Origin of the sequence: Saccharothrix hoggarensis (genome assembly GCF_042678885.1) — a bacterium.
In the GTDB taxonomy this organism is placed as follows: domain Bacteria; phylum Actinomycetota; class Actinomycetes; order Mycobacteriales; family Pseudonocardiaceae; genus Actinosynnema; species Actinosynnema hoggarensis.
Genome location: NZ_JBHTLK010000226.1, coordinates 1 through 11,168, shown reverse-complemented (window position 1 = coordinate 11,168; position 11,168 = coordinate 1). Strand labels below are relative to the sequence as shown.

General features: G+C 72.3%; 9 protein-coding genes, 1 other RNA gene and 1 pseudogene. 9 read left to right on the top strand and 2 right to left on the bottom strand.

What is annotated here, in order from left to right:
• From ACFQ3T_RS29635 to ACFQ3T_RS29625, 3 genes and pseudogenes are all read left to right on the top strand, one after another.
• Positions 1-212: pseudogene (locus tag ACFQ3T_RS29635) on the top strand (Nif3-like dinuclear metal center hexameric protein); the annotation flags it as partial.
• 10 nt (positions 213-222) lie between these two features.
• Positions 223-960 carry a zinc ribbon domain-containing protein gene (locus ACFQ3T_RS29630; protein WP_380728209.1) on the top strand — a complete coding sequence of 246 codons (738 nt, stop codon included), beginning with the start codon at positions 223-225 and terminating at the stop codon, positions 958-960.
• Complete coding sequence (locus tag ACFQ3T_RS29625) at positions 957-2,126, top strand: bifunctional RNase H/acid phosphatase (protein WP_380728207.1); 1,170 nt, start codon at positions 957-959, stop codon at positions 2,124-2,126. Before ACFQ3T_RS29630 ends, ACFQ3T_RS29625 begins: the two co-directional genes overlap by 4 nt.
• A gap of 78 nt (positions 2,127-2,204) precedes the next feature.
• On the opposite strand, the gene ACFQ3T_RS29620 is transcribed toward ACFQ3T_RS29625, so the two are convergent.
• Complete coding sequence (locus ACFQ3T_RS29620; protein WP_380728205.1) at positions 2,205-2,762, bottom strand: NAD(P)H-dependent oxidoreductase; 558 nt, start codon at positions 2,760-2,762, stop codon at positions 2,205-2,207.
• A 222-nt stretch (positions 2,763-2,984) separates the two neighbouring features.
• Here ACFQ3T_RS29620 and rnpB point away from each other — a divergent pair.
• Positions 2,985-3,381, top strand: an RNA gene (gene rnpB / locus ACFQ3T_RS29615) — RNase P RNA component class A.
• A gap of 165 nt (positions 3,382-3,546) precedes the next feature.
• Entirely contained in the window at positions 3,547-5,169 is a 1,623-nt protein-coding gene (locus ACFQ3T_RS29610; RefSeq protein ID WP_380728203.1) for a DUF6345 domain-containing protein, read from the top strand.
• 70 nt (positions 5,170-5,239) lie between these two features.
• Here ACFQ3T_RS29610 and ACFQ3T_RS29605 read toward each other — a convergent pair whose 3' ends face one another.
• A complete protein-coding gene (locus tag ACFQ3T_RS29605; protein WP_380728201.1) occupies positions 5,240-5,584 on the bottom strand; it encodes a hypothetical protein in 345 nt (114 codons plus the stop codon).
• A gap of 382 nt (positions 5,585-5,966) precedes the next feature.
• Here ACFQ3T_RS29605 and ACFQ3T_RS29600 point away from each other — a divergent pair, with 382 nt between their 5' ends.
• The 4 genes from ACFQ3T_RS29600 to ACFQ3T_RS29585 all read left to right on the top strand — a co-directional run.
• The gene (locus ACFQ3T_RS29600) at positions 5,967-6,245 is read left to right on the top strand and encodes a hypothetical protein (RefSeq protein WP_077008017.1); all 279 of its coding nucleotides are present in this window, start codon (positions 5,967-5,969) and stop codon (positions 6,243-6,245) included.
• Positions 6,246-6,248: 3 nt separating this feature from the next.
• The gene (locus tag ACFQ3T_RS29595) at positions 6,249-6,722 is read left to right on the top strand and encodes a hypothetical protein (protein ID WP_380728199.1); all 474 of its coding nucleotides are present in this window, start codon (positions 6,249-6,251) and stop codon (positions 6,720-6,722) included.
• 25 nt (positions 6,723-6,747) lie between these two features.
• Complete coding sequence (locus ACFQ3T_RS29590; protein WP_380728197.1) at positions 6,748-9,558, top strand: ATP-binding protein; 2,811 nt, start codon at positions 6,748-6,750, stop codon at positions 9,556-9,558.
• Positions 9,555-11,168 (top strand): hypothetical protein (locus ACFQ3T_RS29585; RefSeq protein ID WP_380728195.1); only part of this gene is annotated, 1,614 nt, incomplete at its 3' end. The genes ACFQ3T_RS29590 and ACFQ3T_RS29585, both read left to right, overlap by 4 nt.

Here is an 11,168-nt window from a genome sequence, read left to right as displayed (position 1 = left end):
ACCTGCGCCACCACCCGGCGGCCGCGCACGTCGCCGCGGGCCGGCCGGCGCTGGTCGACGTGGCGCACTGGGCGAGCGAGCAGCCGTGGTGCGGGCAGGCGGCCGGCGTCGTGCGCACCGCGTTCGGCGGTACGGTCGAGGTCCTCGTCTCGACCCGCCGGACCGATCCCTGGACCGTCGGCGTGACGGGCCGAACAGGAGCACCCAATTGAGAGGCACACAGTGAAGGCTGATCCCGCCGTGCAGCGCAGGCTGCTCGACCTCGCCCAGGTCGACGCCGAGCTGTCGCGCGTCCTGCACCGACGCCGGACGCTGCCCGAGATCGCGGAGATCGCCGAGGCGGAGAAGCAGTTCCGCGCCAAGCAGGACGCCCTGACGACGATCGAGACGACGCTCGGCGACCTGAACCGCGAGGTCAAGCGGCAGGAGACCGAGATCGACCAGGTCCGCGCCCGCGAGGAGCGCGACCGCAAGCTGCTCCAGGCGGGCTCGGTCGGCGCGAAGCAGCTCACCGACCTCGAGCACGAGCTGGCCACCCTCGGCCGCCGCCGCGGCGCGCTGGAGGACGACCTGCTGGAGCTGATGGAACGCCGCGAGGCCGTCGAGGCCGACATCCAGCACGCACGGGTAGCGCTGGACAAGGCGCAGGAGGCGCTGGCCGACGCGGCGCGCCGCCGGGACGCCGCGCTGGCCGACCTGGAGTCGACCGAGGCCAAGCGCACCGCCGAGCGCAAGCTCCTGATCGGCCAGTTCCCCGAGCCGCTGCTGGCGCTGTACGAGCGGGTGCGCACGCACAAGGGCATCGGCGCGTCGCTGCTCCGGTCCCGTCGCTGCGGCGCGTGCCGCATCGAGTTGGACCGCAACGCGTTCGCCAAGGTCAAGGAGTCCCCGGCGGACGAGGTCATCCAGTGCGAGGAGTGCGGCGCGATCATGGTGCGGACCGGGGAATCCGGGCTGTGAAGGTCGTCGTCGAGGCCGACGGCGGCTCGCGGGGCAACCCCGGGCCCGCCGGGTACGGCGCCGTCGTGCTCGACGAGTCGGGCGCGGTGCTGGCCGAACGGGCCGCGGGCCTCGGCGTCACCACCAACAACGTCGCCGAGTACCAGGGCCTGATCGCCGGGCTGCGGGCGGCGGTGGAGGTCGGCGCGTCCGTCGTGGACGTGCGGATGGACTCCAAGCTCGTGGTCGAGCAGATGTCCGGCCGGTGGAAGGTCAAGCACCCGGCCATGCAGCCGCTGGTCGCGCAGGCCCGCGAGCTGGCGCGCGCGTTCGACCGGGTGGGCTACGAGTGGATCCCGCGCGAGCGCAACCAGCGCGCCGACCGGCTGGCGAACCGGGCGATGGACGACCAGGCGGGCGTCGAGCGCACCCGCGAAGGACGTGCCGAAGGACGTGCCGAAGTAGGACGCGCCGAAGGCGGACGTCCGCCGAAGGACGCGCCGGCCCCGTCCGAGCCGCAGCAGCCGGACGCGGCGGCGACCCAGTCACCGACGTCGTGGACCGGCGCGGTGGGCGAGCCGACCCGCCTGTACCTGCTGCGGCACGGGCAGACCGAGCTGTCGGTGGCCCGCCGGTACTCCGGGTGCGGCAACCCGCCGCTGACCGACGTCGGCCGCGAGCAGGCCGAGGCCGCGGCACGGCGGCTGGCGAAGGTCGAGGGCCTGGCGGCCGTCGTGTCGTCGCCGCTGGGGCGCGCCCAGGAGACGGCACGGGCCGTCGCCGCCGCCACCGGGGCCGAGCTGAGCACGCACGACGACCTGATCGAGACGGACTTCGGCACGTGGGAAGGGCTCACGTTCACCGAGGCCGCCGAGCGCGACCCGGAGGTGCACCGGCGGTGGCTCGGCGACCCGTCCGTGCCCGCGCCGGGCGGCGAGAGCTTCGAGCAGGTGCACCGGCGGGTGCGGCGGGCGCGCGACGCGATCATCTCCCGCTTCGGCGGCGCGGACGTCGTCGTGGTCAGCCACGTGACGCCGATCAAGTGCCTGCTGCGGATGGCGCTGGACGTCGGGCCGTCGCTGCTGTTCCGGCTGCACCTCGACCTCGCGTCGCTGTCGGTGGTCGAGTTCTACCCCGACGGGCTCGCCTCCGTGCGGCTGGTCAACGACACCTCCCACCTCGCCTGACCGGGAGCCCGGACCCGGCACGGCCGGGAATGGGCCGTGCCGGGAACGGGCCGGCCGCCAACGGTCAGCCGGCAACGGTCAGCCGGCCGGGCGCAGCCGGTGGCGCTCACGCCGGAACCGCGCTTCCTCGACGGCGATCGTGAACCGGTCCACCGCGCCGCGAATCGCTTCGGCGGCTTTCGGCGCGATGGTCCCGCCGGCGATGTCCGGGTCGAGCACGAATTCACCGCGCAGCACCGTGTCCGCGCCTTTCCCGGCGAGCAGCGGGTTCAACGCGTAGTCCATCGCGACCAGGAAGCCCTGGCTGCCGCCGGTCGCCAGCGGCAGGATCACCCGGCCGCGCAGCGCCTTCTTCGGCAGCAGGTCCAGCAGCGCCTTGACGAGGCCGCTGTAGGCAGCCCGGTACACGGGGCTGGCGACCACGATGCCGTCCGCGCGCAGGACGGCCGCGACCGCGTCACCGATCTCCGGGTCGTGCAGGTCCTCGGTGAGCAGCGACAACGTGGGCAGCCGGCGGACGTGCAGGGTGCGCACCGCGTGCCCGGCCTCGCGGAGCAGCGCGTCGACGTGGGTGACGACGACACCGGTGCGGGAGGTCGGCGACGGGCCGCCGGAAATGAGCAGAATGGAGGACATGGAACGCTGACACCTTTCGAAGAAAAGGCTCGGTGTGCGAGGTAAAAGCGTCAGCGACAACAGATCGCGGCGGCGGTGCGGCCGAAGTCGACGTGCCGGCGGCGGGTGAGTCCCCCGATTCCTGCCATGCGTCCGAGTAGAACAGCAAGACCACATCGCGACAAGGTTCACCGGCCCTGGTTCCACTGCCTGGGAACTCGCCGGTATCCTGGTGAACGCGGATGAGTCGGCAGGGCGGCCGCGTCGACGGATCACTCCGTCGCCGAGGAAAGTCCGGACTCCACAGGGCAGGGTGGTTGTCAACGGCAACCAGGGGCGACCCTCGGGACAGTGCCACAGAGAACAGACCGCCTCGGCGCGAGCCGGGGTAAGGGTGAAACGGTGGTGTAAGAGACCACCAGCGTCCCCGGTGACGGGAACGGCTAGGTAAACCCCACCCGGAGCAAGGCCAAGAGGGTGCCTCCGGGCACCTGCGCAGGCGATCGAGGGCGGCCCGCCCGATGCCTGCGGGTAGGCCGCAGGAGCCTGTCGGCAACGGCAGGCCGAGATGGATGGCCGCCGAACGGGACCGCCGCGAGGCGCCCGGGAACAGAATCCGGCTTACATGCCGGCTCATCCGCACCCTCCCGGCCCGCGACACGGGTCCGCCTGTACATCCTTTGCGCGCCAACGGTGTTACAGCAATGACGCCGTTCGAGTGGTTCCCGGTATCACCGCGGCCCGGCGCGCTTCCTCCTCGCAGACCGCGGGTCCTGCCCCGCGGTACCACGAGGAGGGGAACTCCATGTCAACCACGAGAAGGCGGGCCACCACCTGGCTCGCACTGGCCGGCCTGACCGGCGCGGTCGCGATCACCGGCGCCACGGCCACCGCGTCGGCCACCGGCACGTCGGCCGCGGCGGAACTGCCCGTGTACGGGGTCCGGTCCGCCGGGCTCACCCCCGACCAGGCCGCCGCGCTGCAGCGGGCGTTCGGGCTCGAGGACGTCCACCTCGCCGAGGACGGCTCCGTGTCGTTCGCGGACGAGGCGACCTACCTGCACGTGCCCGGCCTCGACCGGGGCGCGGGCAAGCCCGACGAGGACGGCTCCGAGACCACGCTGACCTCGCTCGACGTCGACGCCCTCAGCCGGCTGCGGGCCATCCCCGTCGAGGACGCCACCGGCAAGGCGCTCGAAACCCTGCGCGGCGCGGGCCTGCTGCCCGCCAACGCCACGCCGACGGCCGCGCACACCACGTTCGAGGTCGTCGGCGCGGACACCAAGCCCGTGCTCTCGGCCCCGCTCGACACCGCCGTGTCGTTCGCCTTCACGCTCGACGGCGTGCCGCTGGAGGGCCCCGGCGCGAAGCTCCGGGTCGCGTTCGACGGGCAGGGCGCCGTGTCCGGGCTGACCTACAGCACCCGCGAGGTGGTCGAGGTCGGCCGCGTTCCGGTGCTGACGCTGGACGAGGGCCGCGAGCGCTGCGCGAAGGTGCTCGGCGCGAGCGTCCGGCCGACCGGGGTGTCGTACGTGTACGAGGCCCCGCCGCTGTCGGAGAAGGTCGACCGGCTCGACCCCGGTTTCCGGTGCGACGGCGTGAACAGCGACGGCGCGGCGGTCCAGGCCGTCATCGTCGGCGCGGCCGTGGACGCCCGGCTGCCGCAGCCGGGCCCGGTGGACCCGCCGCGCGAGGAGGGCTCGCTCGCCCCGCAGTGGACCAACCGGATCGACGTCGGCAGCGAGGGCACGGGACCGTGCTCCGGCCTGCCGTGGACGGCGAACAACCTGTCGACGTTCAACAACCGGTTCACCGCCGCCGGCGTGCCGGTGCAGTTCAGCTGGGTCAACCACAACGCCTGGGAGCGCGACTTCAAGGACCCGGTGTTCCCCGGCGGCCAGGACCACCTCTACGCCGACGACGTCGACATGACCTACTGGCAGGGCCACGGCTCGCCGACCGGCTTCTCGTTCGCCGGGTGCAGCAGCAACACCGACACGTTCCTGTCCAAGGACGAGGCGCGCTGGGGCAACAAGGACGTCGAGTGGATGAGCCTGTTCACCTGCTCGATCCTGCAGGCCTCGTCGGGCGGTCAGAGCTGGGCGGCGCGCTGGGGCAAGGCGTTCCGCGGGCTGCACCAGATCAACAGCTTCGACACCGTCTCGTACCACAGCGCCGTGCACGGCGGGAAGTTCGCGAACTACCTGGTGCGGCAGCCGTTCCTGTGGTGGAACAAGCCGATGAAGGTCCGCGACGCGTGGGCGCAGGCGTCGATCGACACCCAGCCGGCGTCCGTGCGGTGGGCGACGATGGGCCCGATCGGCGGCGGTGGCCTCGCCAACTTCGACGACTACTTCTGGAACAAGGGCCCGGTCGGCCCCGACACCCTGCCGACCGGCGGCTACTGGCGGATCTCCGGCACCAGCTGATCCGCCGCGCGTGACGGGGAGGTCCCTTCCGGACTGGGGGTTCGGGAGGGGCCTCTCCGCGCGTCGCGGGCTACCCGCGGCGGGCGGGTCGGCCGGGCGGCATCCGGAACACCGGGCGGAACGCCCGGCCGCCGTTGTAGCGGCGCTCCAGCTCGGCCACGTAGGCCGCGACGGCCGGGTTCACGATGTCCGCGAGGCTCCGCACGCCGGCCTCCGCCTCGTACGCCGCCAGGTAGGTGGCCGCCGCCCGCGCCCGCTCCAGCACGTCCTGGTCGAAGTTGACGGTCCGCTGCACCCGCCGCCCGGTTTGCCGGTCGTCACCGGTAACCTGATCACCGTCCGAGACGGCCACGGAGACGGTGATTTCGTTCACTCCGGTGGCTGGTTCGGGCACGGCCTCGGGCGGCTGGGTCATCGGCGAGCCTCCTCGGCGTCGTCACTCGGTGATGCGGACCGTTCGGGCCCTCCCGTTCGGCCGGACGGGCTACTGGGGAAGACCGGCGGGCAGAGGGCTGGAGGTCGTGCACACTGTGCGTGACCAGGGGGTTCGCAGTCGGGTGAACTATCTCAGCAATCGGGAGAATCCGGGGACGTCGGTTCTCCACCGGCTCGCCCCCAACCATGATGTCTGTGGTCAGATTAGACGTAATCGACTGCCAGGGGAACGGTTATTGATCTACGCACCGCTAGCCGTCCGATACACCTCGTGACGAAGACGTGTTCTACTCGATAGCGCACCAACCGGACGGGCACCCCTCGGCCCGCCCGGCGAAGTCCTGCGTACTCAGGAGTACGAGATGACCGCCATGACCCTGGTAACACTCGCCCAGCAGCAGCCGCCCGCCCTGGGCACAGGCGGGGTGCGCCAGTGGATCCTCGACAACCTCGTCCCCCTGCTCCTGCTCACCGTGGCGCTCCTGCTGCTGTGGCTGGGCGGCGGCAAGGGAGACAACGCGGGTGTCATGCGCCGCCTCGGCGGCGTCATCATCGCGTTGGCGATCATCGGACTGGCCGTGACCACGAACGCCGGCGCGAACATCGGCTCGTGGATCGCGGGCCTCTTCACCGGCGGGTGACCCTTGCGGGTACGCACTGACGACGAGGTCTACCGGGTCGACGCCGTCTGGCTCGGCCCGCCCAAGGCAACCTTCCCGTGGCGTGCGCGGTACGTCGCGTGGGGTGTCGGCATCGTGGTGTTCCTGCTGGTCACCGCGGTCCAGCGGCAGATCGGCTTCGGTTTCGACGTCATCAACACCGGCTGGGGCTTCGTCATCACGATCGCCCTGACCCGGTTCATCTGCTCGCGGATCAGCCACGAGCGCCCGCTCTCGTCGGTCCTGACGATGTGGGTGCGCGAGCTGACCGCGCCGCGCGAGACGACGTCGGGCCGGGGCGGCGCGGCCAGCGCCGCGCGCATCCGGGTCACCCCGCAACGCCCCCGCAAACGTCACCCCAGGGGGGCGAAACGCGCGAGCGCCTCCACCCGATCCCAGCACCGCAGGCAGCAAGACCGCCGTCAGAAGGAGGTGCGCGGTGTTCGGACGCCGGCGTGACCGTGACCGACGCTCCGCCGCACACGTGGCCCAGCACGCCGCCGCGGCGCGCGACGACCGCAAGGTCTACAGCAAGCGCGGCCGCCGCCTGCCCGGTGAGCAGGCCGTGCCGAGCTACACCCCGTCGATCGCCGCGCGCAGCATCGACGGCCACCTGCTGCGCACCGGCCAGGAGGTCTACGCCTGGTACCGGCTCGCGCCGCAGCGCTGGTCGTTCCGGTCGGACTCGCAGCGCCAGGACCTGATCGCCGCCATCGCGGGCCAGTACGCCGAGCTCCAGGGCCGCTGGATGCACCTGCGCGTGACGAACCGGCCGTACCCGATCCGGATGTGGGCCGAGGCGCACGTGCACAACGCCGTGCGCCGGCTGCCCGACACGCCCGGGACGCTGAGCTTCGACGACTACATGGTCGGCGAGCAGCAGCAGCTCATGGGCCGGTCGATGGCGGAGAAGGAGGTCTACCTCGGCGTCCAGGTGCAGACCCGCAACATGATGGACCGCGCGGTCGAGCGCGCGGCCCCCGTGCTGCGCAAGGTCTTCCCGGACGCCGTGGACGCCGAGCTGGTCGCCATCGAGTCCGAGATCGACCACCTCGACCAGGTGATCGGCTCCGCCGGCCTCGAAGGCCGCCCGGCCACGGCCGAGGAGATGTCCTGGCTGATGCACCGGTCGTGCTCGCTGGGCCTGCCCGCGCCGCGCAACCTGCCCGCCGTGCCGGGCGCGCCGTGGGAGCCGGAGGACCTGGCCAGCTTCACCGACGCGGCCGACTTCCACCAGGAGCCCTACGCCCCGACGGTCACCGTCCGCGGCCGCACGGGCTCGAACGCGGGCATCAAGCGGCACGTCGCCGTGCTCACCGTGGGCCTGATGCACGGTCTGCAGATCCCCGAGGTCGACGACCCGTGGGTGCAGCGGTCCGACCGGCTGCCCGCCGCGGTGGAGTGGTCGGCCCGCATCTACGTGCGGCGTCCCGAAGAGGTCTCCGGCGAGCTGCAGCGCCAGATGAGCAAGGTTCGCTCGCAGGTGCGGCACTACACCGACGAGCACGAGCTGGACCCGCCGCAGTCGTTGGCGCGCCAGGCGTCCCGGGTGCTGGAGATCGACGACGAGATGACGTCGGGCTTCACCGCCCTCGGCACGCGGGTCCGCAGCTGGTGGCGGCTCGCCGTCTCCGGCCCGACCGAGCGCGAGGCGCTGCGCCTCGCCCAGGGGCTGCTCGACCTCTACAAGCCGAAGGTGGCGATCGAGCACCCCGAGGCGCAGTACGCGATCGCCCGCGAGTTCATCCCCGGCGAGCCGCTGTCGTCGTCGGCGTACCTGCGGCGCGGTTCGGTGCTGTGGGCGGCGAGCGCCGTCCCCACCGCCACCGCCGAGGTCGGCGACCGGCGCGGCATCCTGCTGGGCGAGACGGTGACCGCGACCCGCCGCCCGGTGGCGTGGGACCCGTGGATGGCGCAGGAGCTGCGCGACTCGTCCGGCCTGACCGCCATGGTCGCGGGGCTGGGCGCGGGCAAGTCGTTCCTCGGCGGCGGCATCGTCTACAAGACGCTGCGCGCCGGCGCGCACTGGACGCTGCTCGACCCGTCCGGGCCGCTGGCCGCGCTGTGCGAGCTGCCCGAGCTGAAGCCGTACGCGCGGCCGATCAACCTGCTCAACGCCCAGGCGGGCATCCTCAACCCGTACCGCGTGGTGGCCGAGCCCCAGCTCGACCACTTCATGGACGAGGAGGACCCGGAGCGGGCGTGGCGGCGGGAACGCGCGCTGGCCGCGGCCACCCGTCGCCGCCTCGTGCTGGACGTGCTGTCGGGCCTGCTGCCGTACGAGGTGGCCCGGCTCCCGCAGACCCGGATCGTGCTGCTGCGCGCGGTCCGCACGGTCGGCGGCCGGCCGGACGCGCACCCCGGCATGGTGTTCGAGGCGCTGCGGCGGGACGCGAGCGAGCACCACGAGCACGCCGTCGTCGTCGCCGACTTCCTCGACGAGATGCGGGAGCGCATGTCGCTGCTCATCCCCGAGCAGGACGCCGACCCGTACAACGAGCAGCGCGACGACCGGCTGACCGTGCTCACGATGGCGGGCCTGAACCTGCCTAAGGACGGCACGGGCCGCGAGCACTGGACGGACGCGGAGGCGCTCGGCGTGGAGATGCTGAACCTCGCCGCGTGGCTCACCCAGCGGTCGATCTACGAGCGGCCGAAGGACCTCCGCAAGGGTGTCTGGATCGACGAGGCGTTCTTCCTGTCCGAGGTGCCGACGGGCCGCGTGCTGATGAACCGCTTCGCCCGCGACTCCCGCAAGTGGAACGTCCGGGTGCTGCTGTCGTCGCAGATCCCGGCGGACTTCCTGAAGATCCAGGGCTTCGTGACGCTGCTCGACTCGGTGTTCGTCGGCCGGCTGGACGACGACCAGGCGCAGGCGGACGCGCTGCGGCTGCTGAAGGTGCCGGTCGGCGCGGGCTACGAGCAGGTCGTGGCGTCGCTGGGCCGTCGTCCCGGCGGCGTCCGCACGAACGTCGAGCGCGACCGCGCGCCGCGCCAGTTCATCTTCGGCGACGGCGCGGGCGGCGTGGAGCGCATCCGGATCGACTTCTCCGGACCGCACCTGGAACACCTGCGCAACTCGCTCGACACCACCCCGGACGCGCTGCGCGAGGGGCCCGAGCCGGCCGAGGTCGAGGTCTCGTCGCCGCAGGACCCGTTCGCGTACGTGGAGCACCAGGACGAGTACGACGACGAGTTGGCCGCCGACCTCGAAGTCGGCCTGGCCGACGAGCTGGTCGACTCGGCACACGGCGAGGGAGGAAACCGCCGACCGGGCCGGGAGGGCGCGGCATGAGCACCCTCCTGCTGGTGGCGTTGATCGCCGTCGCGCTCTACGCGCGACGGCGTTTCAGACGGGCTCAGGAAGACGCGGCGGCGCACGGCGGGACGGCCCGCGCGCGGTGGCGGGCGATGGCCGTGGTGGTGGCGATCGTCGGCCTGCAGGTCGTCATCGGCGCCACGCCGGCGCAGGCCGCGCCGTGCGGTGAGGCGCCGAACCCGGAACGGCCCGGCTCGGGCATGGTCGGCGCGGTCGACCCGCCGATCGGCAACGGCCTGCCGGACACGCCGTACCTGACCTACGGGTACGCGGGCATGGTGTGGCACACGTACCAGGAGAAGTGCCTGGTGCCCAACGCCACGCCGGTGCTGGACACGTGGATGGGCAACGAGCTGTTCAACGTCGGCAAGAACATCGTCGGCGCGACGAACGCCCTGCACTACACGGTGGTGGGCCAGGGCCTGCTCCAGCCGCTCGACGAGGCGGTGAAGGACGGCGTCCAGAAGGTTTACGACAACGTCTACCTGCGCTGGTTCGGCCTGGTGGCGCTGATCCTCGCGGTGCTGATGTTCCGCCAGATCTGGCAGGGCGACCTGGCGTCGATCAGCAAGCGGGGGCTGTGGGCGCTGGCCGCGATGTGGCTGGCGACGTCGACGCTGGCGCTGCCCCAGTTCTACGACCTGCTCGACAACACGCTGGTCACCAGGACGTCGGAGATCCAGGCGGGCTTCATCGACGTGGACGAGAACCAGGACAACCTGGACGTGCTGCCGTCGCGGCTGCACGACTCCGTCGTCTACCAGAGCTGGCTGCGCGGCGAGTTCGGCGCGCCCGAGGCGCCGCAGGCCGCCGAGTTCGGCCCGAGGCTGCTGGCCGCGCAGGCGTGGACGGTGCAGGAGCTGGGCGAGCACAAGGACGGCGACCAGGCCGCGCTCGACGCCAAGAAGGCCGAGTACAAGAACATCTACGCGCAGCTCGGCCCGACGAAGGGCTACTTCAGCGGCGAGGACGGCGGCCGGACCGGCGCCGGGTTCCTGTCGCTGCTGCAGGCCGTCGCGTTCTCGCTGTTCCAGCTGTTCGCCAAGGCCGCCGTGCTGCTGGCCCAGCTGCTGCTGCGCGTGCTCACGCTGGCCGGGCCGCTCATCGGCCTCGTCGCGCTGATCCACCACGACCTGCTGCGCAAGGTCGCCCGCGCCGCCGCCGTGACGGTGTTCCACGTGCTGGTGCTCGCGGTGCTGGCGGGCGCGCACGCGGTGCTCCTCCAGGCGATCTTCAACGCGACCGGCCTGTCGCTGCTGACGAGAACCCTGCTCGGGCTGATGCTCACCCTGGTGTGCTTCATGGTCGGCAAACCGCTGCGCCGGATGTGGCAGATGGTCGAGACGTCCGTCGGCGCCGCGAGCAACGTGCTGCCGATGCGCGGCGGCGTCCTGTCCCGGCTGCGCAAGAAGCAGGAGGGCCCCTCGCCGCAGGAGGAGTTCTGGGACACCATCCGCGACACCGACCCGGACGGCCCCGAGGTGCCGCAGCGGGACCGGCGGCGGGTGCGGCCCGAGGCGGCCAACCCGGTCGTCGCGACCTCGCAGCGGCTCGACCGCGCCGGCAACAGCGTGGGCGAGCTGAGC